27 protein-coding genes and 6 pseudogenes are annotated in these 24646 nt (G+C 54.7%); 20 read left to right on the top strand and 13 right to left on the bottom strand.

Annotated features, from left to right (window positions below):
• Positions 1-352: 352 nt before the first annotated feature.
• From E2L06_RS15860 to E2L06_RS15875, 4 genes are all read left to right on the top strand, one after another.
• Positions 353-853, top strand: coding sequence for a hypothetical protein (locus tag E2L06_RS15860; protein ID WP_138782655.1), 501 nt, complete (start codon positions 353-355; stop codon positions 851-853).
• Between the two features lie 6 nt (positions 854-859).
• Positions 860-1225 (top strand): hypothetical protein, encoded by a 366-nt coding sequence (locus tag E2L06_RS15865; protein ID WP_138782656.1) that lies wholly within the window; start codon positions 860-862, stop codon positions 1223-1225.
• Between the two features lie 133 nt (positions 1226-1358).
• On the top strand, positions 1359-1682 hold the full coding sequence (locus E2L06_RS15870) for an ArsR family transcriptional regulator (RefSeq protein WP_138782657.1): 324 nt from the start codon (positions 1359-1361) through the stop codon (positions 1680-1682).
• A gap of 124 nt (positions 1683-1806) precedes the next feature.
• Positions 1807-2025, top strand: coding sequence for a hypothetical protein (locus tag E2L06_RS15875; RefSeq protein ID WP_138782658.1), 219 nt, complete (start codon positions 1807-1809; stop codon positions 2023-2025).
• Between the two features lie 93 nt (positions 2026-2118).
• On the opposite strand, the gene E2L06_RS15880 is transcribed toward E2L06_RS15875, so the two are convergent.
• The gene (locus E2L06_RS15880; RefSeq protein WP_138782659.1) at positions 2119-3090 is read right to left on the bottom strand and encodes a hypothetical protein; all 972 of its coding nucleotides are present in this window, start codon (positions 3088-3090) and stop codon (positions 2119-2121) included.
• Between the two features lie 257 nt (positions 3091-3347).
• On the opposite strand from E2L06_RS15880, the gene E2L06_RS15885 reads away from it, so the two are divergent.
• The 6 genes and pseudogenes from E2L06_RS15885 to E2L06_RS15910 all read left to right on the top strand — a co-directional run.
• The gene (locus tag E2L06_RS15885; RefSeq protein WP_138782660.1) at positions 3348-3815 is read left to right on the top strand and encodes a hypothetical protein; all 468 of its coding nucleotides are present in this window, start codon (positions 3348-3350) and stop codon (positions 3813-3815) included.
• Between the two features lie 517 nt (positions 3816-4332).
• Positions 4333-4581 (top strand): annotated as a pseudogene (locus E2L06_RS15890) (hypothetical protein); the annotation flags it as partial.
• A 139-nt stretch (positions 4582-4720) separates the two neighbouring features.
• Positions 4721-5224, top strand: a complete 504-nt coding sequence (locus E2L06_RS15895; RefSeq protein WP_138782661.1) for a winged helix-turn-helix domain-containing protein — start codon at positions 4721-4723, stop codon at positions 5222-5224.
• Positions 5224-5733: a hypothetical protein gene (locus E2L06_RS15900; RefSeq protein ID WP_138782662.1), complete on the top strand. Its 510-nt coding sequence runs from the start codon at positions 5224-5226 to the stop codon at positions 5731-5733. Before E2L06_RS15895 ends, E2L06_RS15900 begins: the two co-directional genes overlap by 1 nt.
• 178 nt (positions 5734-5911) lie before the next feature.
• On the top strand, positions 5912-6769 hold the full coding sequence (locus E2L06_RS15905) for an ArdC-like ssDNA-binding domain-containing protein (RefSeq protein WP_249361471.1): 858 nt from the start codon (positions 5912-5914) through the stop codon (positions 6767-6769).
• Positions 6697-7303: pseudogene (locus E2L06_RS15910) on the top strand (Cdc6/Cdc18 family protein); the annotation flags it as partial. The gene E2L06_RS15905 and the pseudogene E2L06_RS15910, both read left to right, overlap by 73 nt.
• 379 nt (positions 7304-7682) lie before the next feature.
• On the opposite strand, the gene E2L06_RS15915 reads toward E2L06_RS15910, so the two are convergent.
• The 4 genes from E2L06_RS15915 to E2L06_RS15935 all read right to left on the bottom strand — a co-directional run bounded on the left by E2L06_RS15915 (position 7683) and on the right by E2L06_RS15935 (position 11486).
• Complete coding sequence (locus tag E2L06_RS15915; protein ID WP_138782663.1) at positions 7683-8189, bottom strand: helix-turn-helix domain-containing protein; 507 nt, start codon at positions 8187-8189, stop codon at positions 7683-7685.
• Positions 8190-10076: 1887 nt separating this feature from the next.
• On the bottom strand, positions 10077-10616 hold the full coding sequence (locus E2L06_RS15925) for a twin-arginine translocation signal domain-containing protein (protein ID WP_138782665.1): 540 nt from the start codon (positions 10614-10616) through the stop codon (positions 10077-10079).
• A 164-nt stretch (positions 10617-10780) separates the two neighbouring features.
• Positions 10781-11128 (bottom strand): hypothetical protein, encoded by a 348-nt coding sequence (locus E2L06_RS15930; RefSeq protein WP_138782666.1) that lies wholly within the window; start codon positions 11126-11128, stop codon positions 10781-10783.
• 1 nt (position 11129) lies between these two features.
• Positions 11130-11486, bottom strand: coding sequence for a helix-turn-helix domain-containing protein (locus E2L06_RS15935; protein ID WP_138782667.1), 357 nt, complete (start codon positions 11484-11486; stop codon positions 11130-11132).
• Positions 11487-11622: 136 nt separating this feature from the next.
• Here E2L06_RS15935 and E2L06_RS15940 point away from each other — a divergent pair, with 136 nt between their 5' ends.
• A complete protein-coding gene (locus tag E2L06_RS15940) occupies positions 11623-11814 on the top strand; it encodes a hypothetical protein (RefSeq protein WP_138782668.1) in 192 nt (63 codons plus the stop codon).
• Positions 11815-12023: 209 nt separating this feature from the next.
• Here E2L06_RS15940 and E2L06_RS15945 read toward each other — a convergent pair whose 3' ends face one another.
• From E2L06_RS15945 to E2L06_RS15960, 4 genes and pseudogenes are all read right to left on the bottom strand, one after another.
• Positions 12024-12212, bottom strand: coding sequence for a hypothetical protein (locus E2L06_RS15945; protein ID WP_138782669.1), 189 nt, complete (start codon positions 12210-12212; stop codon positions 12024-12026).
• Between the two features lie 130 nt (positions 12213-12342).
• Positions 12343-12471 (bottom strand): annotated as a pseudogene (locus E2L06_RS15950) (multicopper oxidase domain-containing protein); the annotation flags it as partial.
• A gap of 15 nt (positions 12472-12486) precedes the next feature.
• Positions 12487-12645 (bottom strand): annotated as a pseudogene (locus E2L06_RS15955) (MBL fold metallo-hydrolase); the annotation flags it as partial.
• Between the two features lie 11 nt (positions 12646-12656).
• Positions 12657-14441 carry a bifunctional metallophosphatase/5'-nucleotidase gene (locus tag E2L06_RS15960; protein ID WP_138782671.1) on the bottom strand — a complete coding sequence of 595 codons (1785 nt, stop codon included), beginning with the start codon at positions 14439-14441 and terminating at the stop codon, positions 12657-12659.
• A gap of 288 nt (positions 14442-14729) precedes the next feature.
• On the opposite strand from E2L06_RS15960, the gene E2L06_RS15965 reads away from it, so the two are divergent.
• Both E2L06_RS15965 and E2L06_RS15970 read left to right on the top strand, forming a co-directional pair.
• Positions 14730-15515 (top strand): sulfite exporter TauE/SafE family protein, encoded by a 786-nt coding sequence (locus tag E2L06_RS15965; protein WP_138782672.1) that lies wholly within the window; start codon positions 14730-14732, stop codon positions 15513-15515.
• Between the two features lie 341 nt (positions 15516-15856).
• A complete protein-coding gene (locus E2L06_RS15970; protein ID WP_138782673.1) occupies positions 15857-16858 on the top strand; it encodes a potassium channel family protein in 1002 nt (333 codons plus the stop codon).
• Positions 16859-16922: 64 nt separating this feature from the next.
• Here E2L06_RS15970 and E2L06_RS22025 read toward each other — a convergent pair whose 3' ends face one another.
• The 3 genes and pseudogenes from E2L06_RS22025 to E2L06_RS15980 all read right to left on the bottom strand — a co-directional run.
• Positions 16923-17087, bottom strand: a complete 165-nt coding sequence (locus E2L06_RS22025; RefSeq protein WP_171052408.1) for a hypothetical protein — start codon at positions 17085-17087, stop codon at positions 16923-16925.
• Positions 17088-17330: 243 nt separating this feature from the next.
• Positions 17331-18776 (bottom strand): IS701 family transposase, encoded by a 1446-nt coding sequence (locus E2L06_RS15975; protein WP_138779080.1) that lies wholly within the window; start codon positions 18774-18776, stop codon positions 17331-17333.
• A gap of 411 nt (positions 18777-19187) precedes the next feature.
• Positions 19188-19437: pseudogene (locus E2L06_RS15980) on the bottom strand (restriction endonuclease); the annotation flags it as partial.
• A 136-nt stretch (positions 19438-19573) separates the two neighbouring features.
• Here E2L06_RS15980 and E2L06_RS15985 point away from each other — a divergent pair.
• Both E2L06_RS15985 and E2L06_RS15990 read left to right on the top strand, forming a co-directional pair.
• Positions 19574-19879: a DUF6516 family protein gene (locus E2L06_RS15985; protein WP_138782674.1), complete on the top strand. Its 306-nt coding sequence runs from the start codon at positions 19574-19576 to the stop codon at positions 19877-19879.
• Positions 19880-19911: 32 nt separating this feature from the next.
• On the top strand, positions 19912-20331 hold the full coding sequence (locus tag E2L06_RS15990; RefSeq protein WP_138782675.1) for a transcriptional regulator: 420 nt from the start codon (positions 19912-19914) through the stop codon (positions 20329-20331).
• Positions 20332-20495: 164 nt separating this feature from the next.
• Here the strand turns inward: E2L06_RS15990 and E2L06_RS15995 are convergent, their stop codons facing one another.
• Positions 20496-21152 carry a helix-turn-helix domain-containing protein gene (locus E2L06_RS15995; RefSeq protein WP_138782676.1) on the bottom strand — a complete coding sequence of 219 codons (657 nt, stop codon included), beginning with the start codon at positions 21150-21152 and terminating at the stop codon, positions 20496-20498.
• A gap of 84 nt (positions 21153-21236) precedes the next feature.
• On the opposite strand from E2L06_RS15995, the gene E2L06_RS16000 reads away from it, so the two are divergent.
• The 5 genes and pseudogenes from E2L06_RS16000 (at position 21237) to E2L06_RS22460 (ending at position 24644) form a co-directional block, all read left to right on the top strand.
• Positions 21237-22442: an FAD-dependent monooxygenase gene (locus tag E2L06_RS16000; RefSeq protein WP_138782677.1), complete on the top strand. Its 1206-nt coding sequence runs from the start codon at positions 21237-21239 to the stop codon at positions 22440-22442.
• Between the two features lie 183 nt (positions 22443-22625).
• Positions 22626-22877, top strand: coding sequence for an AbrB/MazE/SpoVT family DNA-binding domain-containing protein (locus E2L06_RS16005; protein WP_138782678.1), 252 nt, complete (start codon positions 22626-22628; stop codon positions 22875-22877).
• Complete coding sequence (locus tag E2L06_RS16010; protein ID WP_138782679.1) at positions 22878-23312, top strand: PIN domain-containing protein; 435 nt, start codon at positions 22878-22880, stop codon at positions 23310-23312. It abuts the gene before it with no gap.
• Between the two features lie 180 nt (positions 23313-23492).
• Entirely contained in the window at positions 23493-24428 is a 936-nt protein-coding gene (locus tag E2L06_RS16015; protein WP_138782680.1) for an ArdC-like ssDNA-binding domain-containing protein, read from the top strand.
• A pseudogene (locus E2L06_RS22460) lies at positions 24421-24644 on the top strand (HalOD1 output domain-containing protein). The gene E2L06_RS16015 and the pseudogene E2L06_RS22460 overlap by 8 nt, the downstream one beginning before the upstream one ends.
• The last annotated feature ends 2 nt before the right edge of the window (positions 24645-24646 follow it).

The following is a 24646-nucleotide window of genomic DNA, read 5'->3' on the forward strand; positions in this document are numbered from 1 at the left end:
TCTGATAGAATCTTTAATGACAAGTAAGAACATCTACTTTCCGTCTAATTCGATCAAAGAGGGTTGAAACAAACCACTTGCGAGTCTGTCAGTCATATGCACCCCAATCAGCAACTCACTCGAGGCAGAGGTGCAAGTTTCCGAAGGCACTCGCAGTCAATTCGAAGCTGTCGACGAGTCGAGCAACTTGATGACCGCTGTCTATGTTGGATGTTACTACCGATCCGGATCGTTCTCCTCCGTGAGACAGGTGCGTTCCAGCAGTGATTTTCTGCGCCGGTAATGGGTGCCGGCGCACTGGGTCGGATCAAGCGAACACTGACCAGAGCGGCGGCACAGTGAGGTATCCCAGATGCATATGATCATTTATTCGTTGGTAGAGGCATCGACAGCAGACGAGGCACTGTCAACCGGAAAGACCGTGTTCGATCGACTGGTTGGCGCAGAGCCGCATTCCTGTGCGGTGTTCGACTACTACGTCACCTTCGACGAAGAGGACACGACAGTGGCTGAAAAAGCACGGTGGGGCGACCTGCCGACAGCTGCACCCGTTACGTCCGACGAAGGTGAAGAACTCCTCGAGCGGGCCTGGGAGACTACGACGGAAACGTTCCAACGAAATCTGAATCGGGTGAAACAAGCACTCGAGGAACACAACAACGACGAGATCATGCGCGACGAGGGTCTCGCTCGGCACGCCTTCCAGCAGGTCGGTGCCTCCCGTGGCCCGTCGATCTGCCTGTATGATCAACACGCGACAGGCATCCGCCATCGCGGACACCTCGATCACCTCCTCGAGGCTACTGACGAGCGCGAGACGTGCTGGATCGTGCCAGCAGACGTCCATTTCTGAGTACTCATGCCCCGAATCACCAACTGGACACGAGAGAGTCGAACACCCACGCTAGCATATCGAAACACAGTGACTGGAGCGCGAGCGGTCCTGCATCGTGCCCCGAATTCCTACGCGTACAAGTGGAGGGCAGCGATCCTCGTCGACGGCTATCCGGTGTGGTCACGAGGCTTCGAGACAAAAGAAGCGACCAGCGTTCGGGATGCACTCCGGGACCGCCCAGCCCCCGAACTCGCTTGCCCGGAGTGTCCGAACGATAATGTAATCGTCGGCCAGAAATCTGCTGCTGGTGCGAAGGTCCAGCGATGGTTCGACTGTCCGGACTGTGGCTACGAAGCTCCTTCCCAGATCGTCTACGATGCAGAACGATAGCAGCAGGCGAGTGAGATATTCACTCAGAGTAGAGTTTTGACTAAAACAACCGATGCAGTAAGTTAATCTCCAAACTTATCTGTGTGTTCGTCTCCCCCAAAGCTTTCCTAACTACTCATCCACACTCAAAAACATGAGTGAGTCCACAGATTTGGGGACGATTCTCACAACACTTGCGGACCAGAGCCGGCGTCGTTTATTAATGAGTCTAATTGAGCACAACCCACAAGAAGACAAGGTGAATATTCCCGAAGATATCCACATGGGTGAAAAAGAATTGGAAGCGTTGCAATCAGAGTTCTTCCATATGCACCTTCCAAAATTGGAGTCAGAAGGGTACATCAGGTGGAAAAAAGACTCACACGAAGTTGTTAAAGGTCCTGAATTTGACGAGATTCGTCCGTTGCTTGAATTGATTTCTAATCATCAGGACGAACTCCCTGATGGGTGGATTTGACCGTGAGTCTTCCAGATAAGTAGAATCCCTGTGCTTACCAAATACTACTGGTCCACTCACGGAAATCCCTCCAATAGCGTCGACACAGTTCTTTGTGCCTCAACAGGGGTAGAGGCAACAGCCAATGAGCAACACATCAGAACACTCGAGCAAACTCTCACCAGCACAGCGGCTCGAAGCACCGAACACACGGCTCATCGATGCCAGCATCGCGACGATCAACGATATGGAGACGCTGCGAGCCTGCATCGCCTACGAAAACCAGCACCAACAACGCGTCCCAATCCTCCGGCTACTCGAGAAGCGGGCCAACAAACTCCGTTCACAGGACAAGAATAACTGATTCGGAACTCCTGCTAACAGTTGCAGAACAACCGAGAGATACCCCGCCAGTCTCTTGCATCGTATATGATGACAAGAAGGTCACCAACAGTCGTCATTGAACTTCAGTACCTGCTCGGAAACTCGTGAGGTCATCGATACGCTCTTCGAGCGCTTCGATTTCCTGTCGCAGTTCCTCAGCTTCTGTCTCCTCGCTGGCAGCAAGTCGATCTTTCAATCCCTGAAGGCGTGACTCCTTGACATCGTCGTCGACCTCCGCCTTGCGAACATACTCGCTCTCATCGATCTCATAAACATCGGACTCAGTGAGTGTCGTCACCTCGAGTGCTTCGTCAACCTTCTGGCGATCAACGCTCATGACGCGCTCACGGTCGATCCCTTCCGCCTCAAGCATTGAGAGGACGCCCTCATCGTCTTTGAGTGAGCGATTGCGGCGACTCGTGCGCTGGACCGAGCCGTATTGACCAGCAACAGGCCGGTCGTGATGAAGCCGTGAGAGAAGCACATCGGCGACCTCCTGGCGAAAGTCGTTAGCATCACGCTGGACATCCGACAGCAGCGTGTAGAGATTCACCAGTGTGGCCGTCTCCAACCCAGGCAGGTCAGTTACGTCGTGGCGCTCGAGCGCATCAATCAGTAGCAGCGCATCCGAGTAGACGTCCAGACCGTCGGGTTCGGTGCGGTCATCGTCGGTGTCTGGTTCGTGTGCTGTGTCGGCCAATTGGGTCGTTGTCGGCCCGTCTGTCTCGGCGATCACACCCGCGTCCTCGTCGATCTCGAACCGAGGATGGACGCTCAACACCGCTGGATACGGGTCCGCATCTGGCGGCAGCCGGTCGAGATCGAACCCATCGTGCGCGGTCTGTATCTGATGGTAGAGTGTCTCGAACTGATCGCGTTGGAGCGGACGCTTCTCGTTCGACTCGTCAAACTGGACGATAACGCGGTGTTCTTGGGCATCTGTGATATGGATGCGGGAGTGCGACAGTGGTGTGATCAGTGTCGCGTCCGCCGGCAGCTCATCCAGATGCTCGAGAAGCGTGTGCCAACTGACGCTGAATGGCATACGGGGGAATTACGCGCCGTCCCGACTAAACCTTGTTCTCGGCGGGTAGCAGAGAGTACCTCTACTGGTTTGGTTCATCGACTGCTGCGGTGAATTAGACGGTAAGTAGATGTGCGAACTGAACATTACATTTCTCGATTCAGTATAAATAACTTAGAGAACAGAGACCTGATCTCTATCGCCAGAAAGACGCCAAAACCTAAGTCTCCCACAACAGCAAAATAATTTACGTTTGTTTTGATAATTACCACAGAAAGATGACTTCATCTCGGCGCAAGTTCATGGCTGCGGGAGGTAGTTTGCTTTCAACTCTCTTTGGAGGATGTTTAACTCACATTCCTAATTACCCAATGCTTACATTAAGAATAAATAATTTTGATGATGAAAAACACTGGGTGAGGGTTGAGTTTTATAGAGAGAATCAGAATGAACGAAGCGAAGCAATCGCGTTTGATCGGGAGTTTGAACTCCAGGCACGCCCAGAAGATCGTCCTACATATACTCTAAAAAAGCAGAATGTGGTTAAGAGCCAACCGTATATTGTTCGTGTTAGTCTGATAGATCTGCCTGCAATACGCGAAGAATACAGATTTTATCCGGATTGTGATGAAAGCGGCGAGTCATCAGAGGCCCTCTATATTAATATTAAAGAAGAAGAATATAATCAGCACCCATCGATTTTATTCGACCAGAACGTGTGTAGCGAAAATTCTTGGTGGTATTAAGTGCGAACCTATAGAGAGTCACAGAAAAACCGACCGATAAATAGGTATGCGTACTCCTCAATCAGGGATCATACATCTCTATACCCGGTTACTCAATCCAGTTCCGATTGCAGCACCAAATGCCACTCCAAGTGCGATCCACAGTCCGATATTATCCGTAACAGAACCGATAGCGACCCCGATTACGATCCCAATCGCCATTCCTACCCCCACGTCTTTTCCGCTCGATGCTGTCTCACTTTCCTCGCTCATGTACTATCACGTGACTTTAGAAGGTGGTAAGTCCACCGTCTGTACTTGTCGATTCAGAGCCCTCAATATGGACAGTGTGAACAGTTCGATGACTCTCTACGGAGAGAACTTATTGAGCAGGGCGAGTCCAACACAGACGAACACGTAGATGTATCCCACCTGGTACAGAAAGTGACAGAACCGTAATGTGACGCCAGACCACCCCGTCCGCAGAAGTTGGTATACGCCGGTGATGGATGCCGGCGCACTCGCGCCGGAGAAATCGATATCAACCCGAAGTCAACTCCGATTCGTCCACCGAAACGAGTCTGCAGCAGAACAGGATTCAATCAATCGCATCGCACAGGTCTACCGGCATTCCGACGGTTATCCCGAGAGCGTCCTCCAAGACCTCGCTCAACTCAAGTACCTGCTCGAGAAGACACGAACGGAACGTGGACCCAGCTACGCTACTGCGCAGTTCATATTCCTCGAGATGCTCTCGAGTATGGGCCTCTACGTTGACGAAGGGCAATCACCACGAAAAGCGCAGTTCAGGTATTAGACTGCTATCGCTACTGTTTGATTATTTGAGCTAGGGAAAATTATTTGAGTCGTATAGTACAAGTGGTAGTACGATGTCTGAATCAAATCCAAGGTCATGGGAGGAAGACATGAGTGGCCGTGAGCGTATCCGGTACGTCGTAGAATTATTGGAAGAGCCTACGCCAGTGCAGGAAATCGCAGACCGGGCGAACGTTTCACGCACAACAGCCGACGATGAACTCCAGCGACTGCAGAGCGATGACTGGGTTACAGAGACGACTGTCAATGGAACAAAAGCGTATGATCTGAATCCCGTTCGGATGCTCTTCGATGAGGTCACCAATCTAATCGAGAAGCATTCACGCGACGAACTGGAGAGCCAACTCACAGATTTGAAACAAGAGCAGGAAGAGTTGGCAGACGAGTATGCCGTCCAATCACTCAACGAGTTTCGGGAGCAATTCGCTGCAGACGAACTCTCGGCTGACGAGCTTCGTGAACGCCGCAACGTGATCGCGACGTGGGAGTCGATCAACACGGAACTCGGGCTCGTGAAGCATGCATTGCAGTTATATGGTGATGTGGTTGAACTCTCCTCACCCAAAACAGACTCACACTCGGCACTCGTCTAATGGTTGTCTTTCTCGCTAACCGGAAGAACTTGCAGAGTAAGCGGCTTCACGACCGTATCCAGAATCGACTCAGCAGCGAGTTCGACAATGTTCGTCGACGACGTTCCGAACCGCGTGAAGCTGGCCCGTATCGGGTCGTCGGCGAAGTAAACCCACGACAGCACCTTGGCGACGGCAACTATCCAGCAACAGTAGCTCGCATCGAGATCGGCTTTCAACTGCAGACCGGAGACCCATACGAGTACTACTGGTTCAACTGGATCGAACCAGAACAAAACCTACTCGTCGGCTGGCATCAGGACGATACGCATGACGGCCTTGGGCCGGTTCATTTGCAAGTCAACGATGGCTCAATGGCTGTCACTCATCAACCGGCGCAGTTTGTTGACTCACATCCGCTTGATGTCGTCGCACACAGGCTTGCAGCTCTTCCAGATGCAGTCTCAGCTGTTGAGTGGGAGAACGGACACCCTGCTGGACTCGACTCATCTGTCCCTGTCACCAAGTGAACCGTCACGGGGTTGGCCCCAACACATCCGACCTGTTCCGCCTGTAGAGATCGACACAACTGCTTAACTAACAGCTCTTCAGCTGCTCGAGTCCAGCGTATTTTTGAGACCCCCAGAGGGGCGGAGGTCTTCTCGAGTTCAGTTCGGTTCGATTCGACTCGAGAAGCACTGATCAAACATGGCTACGAGCAGCAGCTCCCGGGAAACGTTCGACGATTCGGACACCCGGCACGACGAGATGCACAGCACGATCGAAACATGGATCCAGGACCTCGTCAATGAGGTCGATGACGCCGTCTCAAGCGAGCAGTTCACAGAGTGGTTGGACGTTCAGAGCCGCTTCCACGACTACTCCCACCGGAACACGCTGTTGATCAAACTTCAGTGTCCAGAGGCAACGCGCGTTGCCGGCTATCGAACGTGGCAAAACGCGTTTGATCGACACGTCAAAGAAGGGGAGACAGCGATCTGGATCTGGGCACCCATCATCGCAAAGCAGTGTCCCGACTGCGGAAACTCGCCGTCGTATCACGAGCGCAGTGACTGTGAATACGATGAAACCCCTCCGGACAGTTGGGAAAAAGGACTCGTGGGCTTTCGGCCAGCACCCGTCTTCGATATCTCACAGACTGACGGCGAGCCACTGTCCGACCTCGAGACCGAAGCAAAGGGACAGGCTGACGAGTTGGTCCCCGCACTCCTCGAGGCAGCAAACTCACTCGAGGTAGACGTAGAGGTCGTACCACACCAGGGCTGGTCGCATGGGAGTGCCAAGGGAATCTGTGAGTACCACCCTCAAGAGCAGCCACGCGTCGCCGTCCGTGATCGCGAGAACGACGCTGACCTCGCCGTCACGCTCGTTCACGAGTACGCGCATGCGTTGTTACACAGTGGCGTCGACGATGAAGCTGAGCGATCGAAGCGCGAACTCGAGGCCGAAGCAGTCGGCTACATCGTTGGACGGTCCGATCAAGCTTGTGCGAGAAAGAGGTGTCATTTAGCGCATACAATGCGACTGATCTTGCCAAAGTCCTAAAACAGCGTGAGTCAGTTGCCTTTCACGACGGTGTCCTTGAGGAGGGCGTTATTGAGATGTGTGCCGCGTACGGAGCGAAAGATTCCGGTGACGCCCGGCAGGCACTGGACCTGCTGCTCGAAAGTGGCGACATCGCTCGCGAGAGGAACGTGGATCATGTAGCAGAGGAGTATGTCGCCCAAGCTCGTGAGCGACTACAGACTGATCAAGTAATAGAAGGCATTATCAACTACTCATACCACGGACAACTGGTTCTGTGGGCACTAACGTTGCTCCAAGAACAGGGTAAAACACCGTCTCGAACACGAGAGATTCGCGAACCTTACGAGATGCTCTGTGAACGGGAAGGTAACGATCCCGTCTCAGACCGAGCTGTTCGTGAGTATCTTGCCGAACTCGAGACATTGGGAATCATCAAATCGGCAGAGATCAATCGCGGTAAAAGTGGCGGAAAGTTCAAAAAAACACGAATTGAATCAGTCGACCTCGAGCGTGAAAGCAGGTCTTGAAGAGTTGATAGAAACGACACCGTGATAGACAGACCCCACTGCTTCCGTTGTTAGGACTGACTGTTCAGTTACAGAATGTAATCTACCACACCCCTTTCACAGTCAATGAGAGAGAAGGTGAGCTTACCCCCACCCCACTGCTTCCGCTGTTAAGAGTTGATGGACTTGTGCAGGTAGCTCTTCTACGGTCGAACAACCATCTATATTCTTACGGTAGTATTAAGTATAAACAGTAATAACCAGAACCGTAGGTTGCTCAACACCGAACAATAAATTATCCTCCTGACATGGAGGATATGCCCTTGTTCAATCGCTAACAGCGGAAGCAGTGGGGTGAGTGAGTCAGCACATCAATTGTGGTGAACTGCTTACCAGATAGATCTGTTTTCAGTCGCATACGGTTGTTATTTCTCAACAATGGGGCGAAGTGTGTCCAGAATAATACCTGCTTCTAACGATGAGATCTCCTGCTCTCGGGCCACAATTCGATGAGTTACTGATCCATCAGCATATTCCCGAGCATACTCGAGAGCGACCGCAAGCCCATCCAAGCCGTGGCGTTCGATGTACGTATCAATATCATTATCCCTCTCTCGGCGTGCAATCGCCTCGATCAATGCTGGCGCGATCTGCCGCTGAACATCATCCTGTACCAGTTGGAGATCGATCTCACGAGCTGCATATCGTGCCGGTCGTCTCTCGTTCGACTGCTCAATGAATCCTGCAGATTCGAGATCGTTGATATAGTCGTAGGCAGTCCGCTGTGGAATCTCAAGGGAGTCGACGATATCGTCGATGGTGGTGTCCGCATTATGACGAATGTAGGTGTAGATCCACGCTTTCCGGGCGTTCCTGAGGAGTTCAAACGCTTCTCCTCCGGTATCGAGGCGGTCGATAAGTGCTCCTCGCAAACTCTATTTTCTCCTCGTAGCCGACTTGAGAGAGTTGAATCTGGACGAAAAACGATGCTGCTGAGTATTACTGTGAGTATTAACTAAAGACGGATGCACACCAGGATATAGACTGCATCGTGCACTCAGTCAACTCAATGATCTTGAGGGCGATCAGCTGACTGACGCAGACAGAGAACGAATCGAGATAGCACGGTGCTCTTGGAGAAAGTGAGTCTTCTCACTCGACCAGAGCGTGGTGAACCTACTGATACCCACATTGATTCCTAACCGAGCGGGGCATAGAATCGGTCACGGACCCATTTGACGCTGTAGTGAACGGTCAGTACAAGCGGACTATTGAGCATCTTTTCGGTGCACGTACGAATCCTCGAGAGCAAGGATCCACTTTGTATGTAGCTCATCACCTGTTGCATTTCCTGGGAAAAACACACACTTGTCAGCTTCACCCGGGTCTTCGATTACGACATGGATAAGTTCATTTTGGTCCGAAGTGTCGGTTGAAGGGACGTTTTCAGGTATTCTACCCATGTCATGTCAGCACACGCCCCCTGAGGTGAAAAACCTTACATATGAACAATAAGATGCAGGTCTTAAGACAATAATAGTGATTTCTCTTTATGAGTCTATACGCACTGATATATCTGTGTGGGCGTTGCGGCCCAATTATATTGAATGAGCAACATTCGGACTGGACAGGAGATCGTCGCCATCTGTTCTAACTGTGAGGCCGTTTATCCAGCTATTCGGCTGCCTGATGAGAAAATAAGACGTAAGGGAAGGTATCCGCATTGTCGGTGTGGGATTAAATCCCTTGTCGAAATTAAAAGCGAACAGTAAGTATCTGTAGCTACCGCGAGCGCGGTGTCTGAGAACTGCAGTAGAGCCAGAAATCCCAAATAAGCAGTAAGTGAAGGGAATAGAAATCGAAGATTGCTGTTGAACGAGTTCCTTAAGCGCTTAGCTGTTGCTCCTACATCTCTACGTCTTCGAGAACTGTTGCATCGTTACTGAGAATACGAAAATCGCCGTCGCCACATGTACAAGTGCCATCTCTCCCGTTCCCAATAGGCCGGATTTCGCCGTCAGGGCCGAGCCGGACTGCGTGAGCGGTTCCACAATTTTCACATACGGCTGCTGCCCGCTGGTTCTCGCTGTCTTCGGTCATCTCTACAGAACCTATTGCGTGCATTTGTGTTAACTATTGTCTATGTGTGAAGAGAACGAACGGAGAGATGATCAGTACACACATGTACTTACGTGAACTCGGTGTCCGAGATCACAGACAGGGACAGCAGGCGATCTCGCGTTAGCGATAAGTACAGGTAAATCACTTATTGATGAAACTGAAATCAGTACCACCACAGTCGGGACATGAGTCCCAATTTTTCGGTAGAGGGTCGATACTACTCGCCGCCTGTAAAACGAACTTACAGCTATCGCACTCGATGTATCCGTCCAATCCTAGATGCATATTAGTCCTATTTCTACATGCCTCTTTTCACAAAGTGATTTGGTATGAACGGATAGAAGTCAACACTCAGTTTGCATCCCTATTGATCGGCCAATTCACCATCGAAGTGGGTGTAACCAACACCGTGGAAAGAGTTCTATCTGTACTTCCGAGGTTTAGCTTCGGCAGTTGATTTTCGGCCAGAGAACGCCTCAGCTGAGATATGACGAACAATGTGATACGCAGTCAGGCCGAAGGACTACAGTTTCTCAGTAGCTACCGTTCAGCATTCACGACTCGGGTAGATGGATCAACATGGCCGAAAAACGAACGGACATGGCTGAACGCAGGCCGGTACTTCCGGGGCCTGCTGCGCCCCGGAAGTCCCAACACCATATAATTCTCAACAACTGACTAACGTCTGTCCTCGGCGTTCAGTTAGTAGGTTGCCACCAGTCGTCACCCTCAAGGATTTCATCTTCGTCCTCCTCATCGACAGGGCTCGCGTTGACAGTGATGACCTCCTCATTATCGCCGAGGGGTGACCATTCGCGGCTCATCTGGAACACCTGCGGCTGGTTCTGATCATCATCGGCGTCAGTGATGAAGCCGAGATTTTCGTCATACTCACCAATGTCAGCATCGTGAGCGACGAATAGTGGGACTACCTCGCCGTTATTGAGCCACCGAATCTGATAGGTGTTGTAGTCCGAGAACCAGCTATCGGTGACGTCGCCGTAGTTGGGCACCCACTCGACGACACCCGACACGAATGTGAACCGGGCATCCGGGTAGAAATTGCTGATGTTGATGAGTGCCTTCCACTCCTCGTCAAGGATGTCACCGTCTTGCGCCATCGCGGTACCGGAGGCACCAATGGCGAGCACACTCGATGCGATCGCGCCCTTCTTCAAAAACGATCGCCGCGAATCGTCCAAATCGACGCTGAACATGCTGGTTTGCTCTTCTGTCATTACAGGGTTCCTCCGTCGACACGTCAACCCTCTGAACGGGTAAGCCACGGCCTTGCAATATAATCCCGATTTATTTTACTAAATAAACCAATTAGTCGCCAACCCAGACCCTGACCACGAAGAACTGCAACCGTAGCACGTACCGCGGCCGTCGGCACTCCGACTCAGATCTTCCTGAGCGAGTGGACGAACAGCAACAGTCCAAGTGCGATGAATAGCCCCTCGACAGTCCGAAGGAGATACAGTTCCCGTCCGAATGCGGTCAGTCCAGTGTTGAGAGCGTCATTGACACCGAACTCGTACACCATTTCGATGATCGTGCCGATCGTCACGAACGAGAAACCGGCGCTGACGAGCAGGAACGTCCGAATGCCCTCGCGGCGGTAGGCCTGAAACGCGATGACTGTCAGAAGCAGCCCCAGCGCGAAGGTGAGGAGATTGATCACCGTGAACAGCCAGACCTCGGGCGATTGGACCGTCTGGAGCACTGCCGCCTCGCCTACCGACGACATGCTACGTAGTATCGCCTCCCAGCGAGCGCCACAGGCGCCCAAACCGGTCGATCATGTCGTCCCGGTACTGCAGATCGAGGCGGAACTCGCCGTCGGTGATCTCGAACGTGATCTCACGGACGGCCGTCTCGTATATGCTGTAGTTGTTCCCGTCTGGAGAGATCTCCGTCTCTTCGTTCAGGAACTCCAGCTCGACCAATTCCTCCGTGTGCCGGTAGACAGTTGCGAGCGACACGTCGAGTTCCGCCTCGAGATCGTCGGCTGACATCGGTTCAAGACTGGTAAGCGCGAGCATCTTCCTGGTGTCCTCGCTCTCGATCGCCTCGACGATCTCCTGGGTGTCGACATCCATCGACATTCGAGTGTCATATCGACACCAACGCGCTAAAAACGACGGGTGCGTCGCATTCACAGGACCTGCAAATGAGTCTCGGGTTTATCCGCGTCGGGGGACTACACCTCGATTGCGGACGGGCGAAAGCCCGGTGTTCACAATGAAATGGGACACCATTATCTGGGACGCCGAGCTTTCGGACGATGGCAACGAACTCCACCTCTCGGTCGAAGGAGCCTGCAGCGAGATCAACGAGCAAACATTCCGACGCTTGCAGGAATACGGCGTCGAGGTGGAATCGATCTCGCTTAAGCCCGAGGGCGTGCGAAAGAAGCGGAACTGGCCGTCGTAATCCGGGCCGCTTTTCCACTCGCCTGCGATCCGTCTTATTGCTTTCTCGGCCTAGTCGGCCCGCCGCGCCAGCAGGCGGCCAGCTCGTCAAAGTATCTGTGCCTCAGAGCACTAGGATCGTTGCGCTGACTGCGTTGAACAGCAGGTCCAGCGCGATGTCGCTGGCGCCGTACTGCGCGAACACGGTCTAGCCGCCGTACAGTTCGTCGACTAGACCGGTGGCGAACTCGGTGATCCCTCAGGGGACGCCAAACGCGAGTACGAATAGGAGATCATGCCGCGGAACACGTACGGCGACCGATGGCGTCCGAGCTCCTCGTTCCACGAGTCCTGGAACAGGAGCCGCTGGAGCGTCGCCCAGTCGTCGGCCACGAACTCGTTCTCCTCTGTTTCGCCCATGGATGCTAGTCGTCCCCAAGGTGTATGTATGGTTGCTTCAATCGACGCCGGTTAGAAGTACACGAAACTCCGTCGTGTCTATACACCGGACGACAACGGGTTACACGACGGAACACGATTCCAACGATCGTCATCGGACGTATCGCAGGACGCGTGCCATTCCGGCTTCGAGGTGGTAGATGTTGTGGCAGTGGAACAGCCAATCGCTGGGGTTGTCGGCCATGAAGTGGAGGACGACCTCTTCCATGTGCGACGGGAGAGCGGTCTCTGTCCTCTAGGTGGCACAGTTGTTCGGTCCGAGTTTAAGTTCCGTCGCCTCCCCCTCGTCGACGACTGTCTCGTTGCTGGTGTTGATGGCGATGACCGTCTCGTAGTTCGGGGGCTTCTCCGGAGCGTTCTCAGTCAACCGCTCGACGAACGCTTCGCGGTCGAGTTCGTCGCCGCCTAGCGCTTTCGATTACGCCCTTCTTCAGGGAAGGCGTTCCCACGAGGAATCATCGCCGTCTCGCAGTAGGCCTCACCGCTCTGATAATCGACGCCCGGTTGGATGAACGGATACGGCCCGTCGGCGGGCGTGTTCTGTGCGCGGCCGCTGTCATCGGCCGTCTTGACCAGTCCCATCACCTCGTAGTCGACCGGCGAGCGCTCATCGAGGTACTTGACGATGACGTCGACCGGAATCGTCCCGTTGTCCACCTGGACGTCCTGGAACGGAAACCCGCAATTACCTAAATCACGTTCGGGGTCGCCGGGCCGGCGAAACGTCGCCACCGAGTAGGTCTCCTCGGGATCGACCGGCTCGCCGTCGATTCTCATCTCGACGAGGCGACGCCCACGCTTGGCCGTCGGGTCGACGGTCACCTCGACGTTCGAGGAGAAGTTCCGGACTCGACCGTCCTCTTGGTCGTAGGGATACGGGGTGAAGTTGTCCTCGAGGAACTCCTCCATGTGACTCGTGAGTTGCTGGCCGTAGGCGACGCCGCGAGCGACCGGCGTGGTCATCGGGAAGAACGTGTACAGCTGGCCGAGCGTGATCTCGCCGGGCGGAATGGCGGTCCCGTACCGAAATCCGTGTGAGACGGCGAGGTCGGTGTCAAAATGCGCCTGCAGTGCGTCGTTGAACAGCGTGTTCCAGGCGCTCTCGAGGAACGACTGCCGGTAGAGCGGCGTTTTCGTCTCCCCAACGATCGTATCGAGGGGACGGTCGAGCGTTCCGGCTCCCCGCTCGAACCCGGGGTCGTCCGCAAAGAACGGCTCGCGAACAGCCTCGACCGTCTCCTGTGCATCGGCGTCCGGTTCCGGCGTGTGCTCGCCGTCCTCGGTGAGACAGTAGAGGTGGTGTCGGAACTGCACGTCACCGTCGCGCACGCGGAGGTCGACACGGCCGAGTGCCTCGCCCATCCCCGACTCGACGACCACCGTCTCGGTCTCCTCGACGACGATCGGGTCGTAGGTGTACTCGTGGGTGTGCGCGCTGAACATCACGTCGACGCTCGGGCAGTCCTTGGCAGCCTGGACCATCCACGGGAGGCCGATCTCGGTGACGGCGACCACGACATCTGCACCATCTTCATGGGCGGCATGCGCTGACTCTTCGAGCAGCGCGGGGTGTTTGCCGAAGCGGTATTTTCCCTCGTAGAACGCGGGCGCCATTCGGTCGACGTAGACGTTCGTCATCCCGACGACGCCGACCGAAACTCCCCCAACGTCGAGGAGTTCGTAGGCGTCGTACAGTCGGTCGTCGGTCCCCCAGTCGTAGAGATTGTTCGCGAGGACGGGGGCGTCGAGTTCGTCCATCAGTTCCACAAAGTTGCCGTCCTCGGCAGCCTCGTTCGAGTAATCCCAGTTTCCTGGGACGTAGATGTCGGGGTCGATGTACTCGTTGATGGGATCGAGCATCGCCCGCCCGTCGGTGTAGGTCGTCACGGCGGAGCCGTGGAACGTGTCGCCGCTCATCAGCGTACAGATATCGTGGCCCGTGCGGAGTTCCTCGAGTTTGGCTGCGAGGAGCGGAACGCCGCCCCCGCGCTTGATGATGCGGTCGTCGTCTCCGAACTTGAAGCTCGGTTTCGACGTCGGGTTATCGTAGTATACCTGGTAGCGTGGCGTGAGCTGCCCGTGGAGGTCGCTGACGTGCGCGAAGACGACGTCTGGGTCGCCCGCGCCGTCGCTGACAGGATCGCCACCGAGGGACTTCCACTCACTGATGGACGTCTCGTTCCCGTTCATCGTGGCGCAGTCGCAGATACGTCCTCCTATTGTTCATGGGTTGTGGTTACTATTCGAAATACCGAACAAGATCCTCTACGAACACTGTGTCGCAGAAGATTGGACACGACGGCCGAGAAGCACTATCCCCGAGTTGGAAACAGAAACTCGGGGCGCAGTCGAAGTGTGATTTCAAAATGTGATAGGGGACATCTCCTTGCGGTTCTTAGGGACAATTAGCCTAAGCGAGGAAGGCATAATATCGTCTGTAAAGATGCGACCGCTGACTCGCTCGTGGAGGCGGTACCGATGACTAGTAACTGGGTGACGACGGGATTGTCTACGGTCGTCATTCTGGTGGCATCCGCCATTCACGGGATCGCCGGATTCGGCTTCGCACAAGTGTCGATGGGCCTGATGCCGCTGTTCCGGTCGCCTTCGAGTGCCTCGATCATCTTCACGGCGACGGCGGTCGTGAGTAACGCCCGCGTCTGGTGGAGCGTTCGAGAGGCGTTCGACTGGGAGAAGTGGATCGTCCCTGTCGGCGGCCTCGTCGTCGGGATGCCGCTCGGCATCTACGTGTTCAGCCAGTTCAACAAAGCACAGATGCGCGTCGCTATCGGCGCAGTTCTCGTGCTCGCGGTTATTATCGTCGGCGCGACCCAGCAACTCGACGTCGTCACCGACTGGATCGAGGACATGGACTACCGGCCGGGGAAGACAGTCGGCGCGACGGCCGGCCTGCTCGCCGGGATTTTCGGCGGCTCCGTCGCCGTCCCCGGCCCGCCGATGATCGTCTACGGGGCGTTCATGTCGGCAAGCGGGTTCTGGAGTGATGAGGAAATGAAGGCCACTTTCACGGCCTTCTTCGGGACGCTCATGCTGTATCGTCTCGGGAGTCTCACGTACACGGGGGCCGTGACGACGCCGCTGATGATTGAGGCCGCAATAGCTGTTCCGATGGTGTTCCTCGGTGCGTGGGTCGGCGTATACATCTTCGACCACATCCCCGAGCGTATCTTCCAGTGGCTCGTGCTGGCGCTACTGACCGTGAACGCGTTTGTCCTCCTGTTTACAGCAGTTCCGGAACTCTAACCGCGTCAAACTGTCGCCAGTTCGGGGAGGCGGTTCCGGTGCCTCCTTACCGAACTGGTTTCACTCGCTAAATCAGCACTCAGCGAGACGTACTCGCCGGCCGGTTTAGCCCGAGCTAACCAGTGACTTTCCGACTGGAAGACATAGGTACACCGTACCTCTGTCGACCGGAACACCGACGATCGATTGAGAAGGCAGTTTCCGAGAAGCAGAGACACCACTACGATGGGATTGCTCAGAACGACACCATTCAGGACGCGATCAGTGACGGAGAGTGAGCATCGATCGACCAGCACATCGACATCGCAGGTGACTCAGCCGACGCAACGAGGGGAGAGCCGATGAACCCTGTTCCATTAGTCCTGGGTGTCGTCTTTCTCGTCGCTGCGGTCGGTGATCTCCTCTGGACAACACTCTGGGTAGAGGGTGGAGCGGGCCCGTTGACAACGCGAGTGATGGAGTGGGCGTGGCGGACGGCTCGAAAGCTCGGCAGTCGACGCTCTCGAGTTCTAACCCTCGCTGGTCCTATCACTCTCCTCCTCGGTCTAACGGTATGGATCGGACTCCTCTGGGCGGGCTGGACCTTCGTCTTCGCAGGGGCTGAGAACTCGCTCATCGACACGCGCGACCCAGGTCCGATTTCCTGGACCGAGCGCTTCTACTTCGTCGGCTACTCGTTATTCACCTTGGGGAATGGGGACTTCACGCCGAAAGACGGAATCTGGCAGATCGTGACTAGCCTCACAACTGCGAGCGGGATGCTCTTCATCACGCTGATCGTCAGTTACGTGATCTCTGTCCTTGACGCCGTCGTGCAGAAACGGGCGTTCGCCAGCAACGTCAGTGGCCTCGGCCAGCGAGGCGAGACGATCGTCCGTACCGCGTGGAACGGTGAGAAATTCGATGGCCTCGAACTTCTACTGAACTCGTTTACTACAGAGATCAACAAACTCACGACGAACCATCAGGCCTACCCGGTCTTACACTACTTCTATACCGACCAGCGTGAGTACGCAACCGTTCTCAGTATCGTCGCCCTCGACGAGGCCTTGACGCTCTTGCGGTTCGGCGTGTTGGTGGACGAGCCGCCGAGTAAAGCCATCCTCGAAAACGCCCGGGCGAGTGTAGGGAATTACCTCCAATTGGTCACGTCGTCATTCGGTCATACAGCCGTGCAGGAGCCGCCTGCTCCCGGCTTCGATATCGTCCGTGACGTAGATGTCCCCACCGTTTCTGACGAGACGTTTTCCCAATCACTTACTGGGTCAGAGGAACGGCGAAAGAAATTGCTTGGACTTGTAGAGGCTGATGCGCGTGACTGGCCCCTCTCGGAAGATGATTGATTGATCCAAAAATGGCTCCTCCTCTGGGCCTCATCAAGAGGAACACCGTCGTGGTTCCGTGAAGTCACTCTGCGCCAGAGCGTTCGTAGTGGTAGAGGCAGGTCTGGGCGTACCGGGCGTACTTTCCGAACCGGTCTCGGAATGCAGCGGCAGCCGTCTCGTAGGAGTCCCCCATGTTATCCGGGAAGTAGCGTTCAACGAGTCGGCGCGTCCACGTATCTATCGGCACTGCCTCTAGGTGAGGGTGTCATAGCTGTACTTCCGTGGTTTAACGCCACAGTTTACGGTGAGCGACCAGATTCTACAGGTTGAACTGATTGAGAAAAAGAACGGCGGGATCAGTGGTGAATGGAAGCGGCACCCAGAGCTGCGGTCGCGCATACGCGTGTACTATGTGACAGAGTTCTGTCGGTATAGAGAAACCAAGAGAGCGCTGCCGCTCCAGCGGCAGGCGCTCTCGTCGAGGGAGTAGCTACCACGGAGAGTAGCTCTGAAGCATATACTCCGCTAACTCCTCTGCTCGGTCTCGATCACACCCCTTGTCTTCCATCAGCCCTTGAATCGCTGATTCTCGAACGATCTGGCCGATCACGTCCTCGAATGAGGAGAAGTCCGAGTGATTCGCACCGGTCTCAAGCCGTCGCCGTACTACGAATGCATGGGCTAACATCACCACCGCGAGGTGGTGATGAACGCCCTTCCAGGTTCGCCCTTGGTACTCGTCAGCACCGAGGTTTTGCTTGATATCTCTGTGGAACTGCTCTACGCACCAGCGGAGTTGTGCCCAGGACACTAACTCTTCCAGAGATGCCTCGTCAACACCCCAGCATATCCATGCTCTGAGTGCCCTGTTTTCTTCGTCTTCGTCATCGTTCTTCTCGTTCTTCAAGAGCAACCAGCCTGTTTCATCACTCACCCACCCTGTATCCCGGCGTTTCACCTCTCGAACTCGTGTTCGATAGAATTCACTGGAGAGGGATTCTTTGGTCCCTTCATTCCACGTAATTTCAGTCCAAGCGTCGTCGCCGAGTGTCTCGGCGACTTCCGCTGGTGTCTCTGACGTTACGTCTTCAGGATGAGCAGCGTGCTTCCGATTGGGATGTGCGTCTGGATGAATAAGGTCGGTGTCCTCAGGAACGGTCCGGAACTCCGTCGGCGACACTTCTAGGACATATGGCTCAGAAATCGCCCGGAGTTTCCGTCTGAAACTCCGGGCTTCGCCGAAGAATCTGTCGGCAACGACACAGCCATGATTGATCTCGGTTGAGACTGCCTGTTCGACGAGTTCCAGGGCTAATTCAGGCTTCGATTGGTGTTCAGTGTCGGCAGGGACAGCTGTATTTTTCCGCCGCTGGGCGTAGCGTTCTCGTTCTTGCTGGCTCTCGTAGTCTGCATCATCACCGTCAGTCCATTTTTCGGACAGGAACAACCGCATCCCCAGTGGCCAGGTAAGTTGGTCAGCATTCTGCCGCTCGCCAGGTCTGGCGAGCGTGCAGTTGACCGTCACCTGGCAGTTGTCAAGTTTTCCAGTCACGCCACACCACTGACGAGCGACACCGACACTGTCCTGTCCCGTCTTCGGGATGCCCATACCATCGACGATCAGTGCAGCTTCGTGCCCCTGGATCGCTTCGGGAACGCGTTCCCGAAGCTCAGCCTCGACGCGTTCGTGTTCCCATGGACTCTCACGGACAAACCGTTCGAGCCGTTCCTGATCGATGTGCATTTTCTCGGCGATGTCAGTGATGGTGTTGGGACTTCCGGGGCGCAGCAGGCCCCGGAAGTACCGGCCTGCGTTCAGCCATGTCCGTTCGTTTTTCGGCCATGTTGATCCATCTACCCGAGTCGTGAATGCTGAACGGTAGCTACTGAGAAACTGTAGTCCTTCGGCCTGACTGCGTGTCACATTGTTCGTCATACCTCTGCTGAGGCGTTCCCTGGCCGAAAATCAACTGCCGAAGCTAAACCTCGGAAGTACAGATAGAATGGGTCTCACGCCTACTATTCCGTACTCAGATTCGATAAGTACAGGTAAATCACTTATTGATGAAACTGAAATCAGTACCACCACAGTCGGGACATGAGTCCTAATTTTTCGGTAGAGGGTCGATACTACTCGCCGCCTGTAAAACGAACTTACAGCTATCGCACTCGATGTATCCGTCCAATCCTAGATGCATATTAGTCCTATTTCTACATGCCTCTTTTCGCAAAGTGATTTGGTATGAACGGATAGAAGTCAACACTCAGTTTGCATCCCCACTTATCGGCCAATTCACCATCGAAGTGAGTGTAATCAACACCGTGGGAAGAGTTCTGTGACACCTTCTCCGTCGAAGTCAAACGTTGCAATGGCCGAATGAAGTTTCTGGACGACCGGCCGTCCGACAGACCCTGTATGCTTACACTCGACAACAATCGCTCGTCGAGTCCCCGTCGACGACCTCCTCCATCAGAATGTCCCGCCCCCCATCAGCCGTTTTTGTGGCCTGCCGGACGTTTTCGTAACCGAGGTTTCGGAAGACATCCTCCATCAAATCCTCGAACTCGAACCCAGAGAAATCATCCAAGACTGCCATTTCGGAGATATCCAGAACACATTACTCAATTGCTAAATATGTTCTGAGTCGCTTGAGTGTGTCAGATAGCTATGGGTGGTGTTGGGTATTCACCCAACATACTTTTGCTGTTGGGCAACATCCCAACAGATGAGGGATGGGTCATGAACTCACGAATCGGTATACCCACGTCGAAGGCGGACTCGTTGAAAACGCCGTCATACGACGCACGACTGATACAAACGCCTACCCGTCCGGCTGGAAATACACACTTCACTTGGGCACGCTACAAGACCTGACGCTCATCCGCTACGACAACGCCCACGAAGACACCAAAGGCCATGAACTCCACACCGCTGCTGGCGATACTGGTCTCGACTTTCCTGGAATGGAGGAACTCCTTGTTGAGTTCTGGGCCAATGCTGACGAATACTGGGACACCGCTGGCGGCAATCCGCCATGACCCTATTGAAAACCACATCACCACACCAACCGATGACCACACTTCACATCACCGTCGGCGATCGAGCACAGGTTCGTAAGGACACTCTCCAGTTCATCCAAGACGCCGAAGCTGATGAACTAGATCAGAGTGATGAGCAGGCAGTCCTCCAGTTCGGTACCTACGACGATCTCGTTGACAGTCTCACACCACTGCGTCTAACTCTCATTCAAGCGATCGCTAAAGAGCACCCCTCGAGTATGCGTGAAGCTGCACGGCTCGTCGATCGCGATGTCTCTGATGTCCATGCAGACCTGAAGCATCTCGAAGTGCTTGGCATTCTCGAACTTGAAGAAGGTGGCCCTGGTGGCGCGATACAACCGATTGTCCCATTCGACAAAATCGAGATGCATATCGACTACCCCCTCCTTGACGACGGCGACGTCGACAGTACTCCCGCCAGCGCAGATTAGTTATCCATTTTTCGTTTGTCAGCAACATGAATCCCTTGCAGAGGTCGAACCACTGCTGATCGGGGCAGCGCACGATGCATACTCAGCGTCTCTCTTGAACAAGAGTGGAATACCAGACGATGCGCTGATCAAAGGAGAGTCCCCGGCGTCCGCTAACTAACGACTTAGCGAACGAGCGCGTCAAAGACTTGTTCCTCGACTTTCCGAAGGTGTTCACCCGCGGTTGTGGATGCGATCCCAACGCATTCAGCCACGTCCTTGTGAGTCGCCTCCCGGGGAGAGCGGTAATACCCAACTTTGACAGCCGCTTCGAGTACTTCTTGCTGACGCGTTGTTAACACTCTCAAAAGCTTATTCACGTCCGGGTCATAGCTTCCCGTTTCCATGACCTCGTACGTCAGCGGGAGTTCCTCATCGACGCGTCGAAGAGTCTTTTGAAATGCTGAATCGCTCCCTACGTAGGTAACTCGAACCGATCCATCAGAGTTGATCGTAATCGGCGTCTCGATGACGATGTCCGACTCGCGTTCGAACTCCAAGAATCGCCGCATCACGTCCGAGGGCTGGAACTGACTCACCGCCATCCACCGGTCCTCTCCGGAGACGAGATATTCCTCCACAAGAGAGGAGTCTCTCATGATCGCCTCATATCGGCTCGAATCGCCACTCCCCTCAGCAAACACCAGCACTGTATCATCGGCGAGCAGTTCAACGTGGTGAATCGCCTCTCGAGTGATCGCCGGTTCGTCTCGCAGCGCCGCCGCAGTTGGGTGAAACGCCTCACCTTCAGCAGGAGTTATTCTGACAGTGAGATATCGCATTGACCGAAGAATCAACCCTAATAACTTAAAAAGCCATGTTTGACCGGCAGTTACGCTTCTACTTTCAAGGCCGTGCTGATAGCCATGCAGCATCTCGGAGAGACAACAGAGATCGCGATCATCGGCGGCGGAATTTGCGGTCTCACGACTGCACTCGCGCTCGAGCAGCGGGGGCTGTCGCCGACGGTATACGAAGCAGCATCCGAATACCAACCGGTCGGTGCCGGCATTCTCCTCCAGACGAACGCGTTGCTGGTGTTCGACCGGCTCGGAATCGCAGACCAAATCCAGTCAACAGGAGTGCCACTCGACAGTGGTCGGATCCTCTCGACGAGTGGTCGAACCCTGCAGCGACTCGATCTGGATGGCATTGAACGGGCTCACTTCGACTACGGCTATGTCGCAATCCACCGCGGCGACCTGCAGCGACTCCTCCTTGATGAACTCGACTCACGAGTCAAAACAGACAAAGCCTGTGCAGAAATTGAAGACACGGACCCACCAACGGCCCGATTCGAAGATGGGACGCGTATCCACCCCGATCTTCTCGTTGGTGCAGACGGCATCAAGTCGACTGTGCGTGACGTGATCGCTCCCGACACCGAGTTGCAGACGCTCGACGCCACCGTCTATCGTGCCACTGCAACCTGTGAGTTGCCAGAGCAACACCGCACTCGAGGAGTAGAAGTCTGGGGAAAGGGAACCTACACTGGCGGCGCTCCGATCGACTCCGATCGCTTCTATTGGTTCGCTACAGCACCAAGTCCGAGTCCGTTCGAAACGGCGACTACTGGCCGACAGAGCATCACGGAACAGTTACGCGAATACTACAATAGCTTCCCGGAACCAGTTCCAACTGTCATCAATTCGTTCGCCCCTGACAAAGACCTAATCACGACTGGCCTCATGAGTGTGCCATCACTTGATCAGTGGTCACGCGGGTCAGTGGTTCTTGCCGGAGATGCCGCTCACGGAATGTTACCGTTCGCCGGCCAAGGTGCAGCACAGGCGATCGAGGACGCACTCGCGTTGGCCGCCGCACTCAGTAGGTATTCTGATTACACAACGGCACTAGAAACATATGAACGCAAGCGAAAGCACCGTGCCGAGCGGATCCGCTCGGAGTCACACTGGCTTGGAAAGTTCGCGACGATACAATCAGATCTTGGTTGCCGAGCGCGTAATCACGCAGTCAACCTTCTTCCAGACAGCATTTTCCGCCGATTTCGCCACCGGCGAACGACTGGTACCTCACTCCCTGTAACGAAGGACGGGATCGACCTCCGCTGAAATCAACTCTGGCATTTTACCAGACTACTGGGCTGATACCGTCGAATTCGATGAGACGGGTGTGCGGAAGTAACTCATGAAGAGCTACGCTGCCGGGCGGTTCATTCTGTTATATATTAGACGTATTTCTGAGTAGTGTGGCGACACACTAGGTTTTTCAGGACCAGTCTCATAGTGATAGATATGAGCAGTGAACGGATCGACGCCGAAAGCAAGGTGTCAGGAAATCAAGCGAACATCCCGGCACAAATTCGGCGTGAACTCGGTATTGACGACGGTGACCAGCTCCGGTGGCATATCGAAGATGATGGGAGCGTTCGCATCCAAGTCATCCAACAGCAAACAGGCACGTTCGCTGAATTCGATGGCTACGAGGGCGAGACGGATACCAACGTCACGACCGATCATGACGCTTGGGGCGTCGATGTGAAATAAATGCCACGCGCGCTCATCGATACAACGGTCCTCTTCGCAGCAACATACAGACGAGACAGTTCCCACGAAGCCGCGCTCCCGATACTCCATGGCATCGACGATGGGTCCCTTCCAGAGGCAGTGGTCCTCGACTACGTCCTTGCAGAAACGCTCAACGGCCTTGTTACCCACGCCGGCCACGACGCAGCTGTCGACCTCCTCGACCGTATTGAGGAAAACGCTCGCTTCCATATCGACTCGCTCACTGCCGACGCCCTTGCAACGGGAAAAGCACTATTCCGACAGCACGAACCACTGTCCTTCGTCGATAGCTGCATTATTGCGTATATGCAGACCGAGGGGCTCGGTTATCTGTATGCATTCGACGATGACTTCGATGCAGCAGAGGATGTCTATCGACTTGACACAGCTACGAACCCCTACGATCCTGACTGACGCCAACAGGCGGTGGTGAATTGCTACCAGTCACTGTCTTCAGAAAAACAAGACGCCGGTGCCCACTAACTAATAACTCTCCAACTGCTCGAGTCTGGCGTATTTTTGAGACCCTCTGAGGGGCGGAGGTCTTCTCGAGTTCAGTTCGATTCGACTCGACTCGAGAAGCAGTAATCGAATATGGCTACGAGCAACAGCTCCCGGGAAACGTTCGACGATTCGGACACCCGACACGATGAGATGCACAGTACGATCGAAGCATGGATCCGAGACCTCGTCGACGAAGTCGATGACGCCGTCTCGAGCGAGCAATTCACAGAGTGGTTAGACGTTCAGAGTTGGTTCCACGACTACTCGCACCGAAACACGCTGTTGATCAAACTCCAGTGTCCGCAGGCAACACGTGTTGCTGGCTACCGAACGTGGCAAAACGAGTTCGACCGACATGTGAAAGAAGGGGAGACAGCGATCTGGATCTGGGCACCCATCATTGCAAAGCAGTGCCCTGACTGTGGGAACTCCCCGTCGTACCACGAGCGCAGTGACTGTGAGTACAACAAGACATCGCCAGACAGTTGGGAGAAAGGACTCGTGGGCTTTCGACCAGCGCCCGTCTTCGATATCTCTCAGACTGACGGTGAACCACTGCCCGACCTCAAGACCGAAGCAAAGGGACAGGCTGATGAGTTGGTTCCCGCACTCCTCGAGGCAGCAGACACACTTGAGGTAGACGTAGAGGTCGTGCCACCCCAGGGCTGGTCGCATGGGAACGCCAAGGGCGTCTGCCAGTATCGGCCAGCGAAACGGCCACGCGTCGCCGTCCGAGATCGCGAGAACAATGCTGACCTCGCCGTCACGCTCGTTCATGAGTACGCCCATGCGCTGTTACACAGCGGCGTCGACGACGAGGCTGAGCGATCGAAACGTGAGCTCGAGGCCGAAGCGGTCGGTTACATCGTTGGACGGCACTTCGAGTTGGATACCAGTGGGTCAGCGTTCTACCTCGCCGCGTGGCACGGTGACGAGCCCGAAACGATCCTCGACCGGCTTGAGCGGATCAGTTCGACCGCCCAGGAGATCATCGACATCGTCAGTGAAGAGGTCGACGATGAGTGATCGACCGCTTCTGCTCGAGATCATCACTGCACTCGAGGAACAGGGCCTCGATCGAGACGAGTACCAACTACAGAGGATGATCGACGCCGAAGCACTTGAGCGGCTTATAACTCGACGGGCCCACAGACTGATACTAATCTCGAGATTCGATACTCGGTTGGTGAGTTCTGTGTGGTAGTGACACCATCTGATGAGGTCACAGTCAAGGTTTCGTAGAA

The sequence above is a fragment of the Haloterrigena sp. H1 genome (assembly GCF_005938085.1).
In the GTDB taxonomy this organism is placed as follows: domain Archaea; phylum Halobacteriota; class Halobacteria; order Halobacteriales; family Natrialbaceae; genus Natrinema.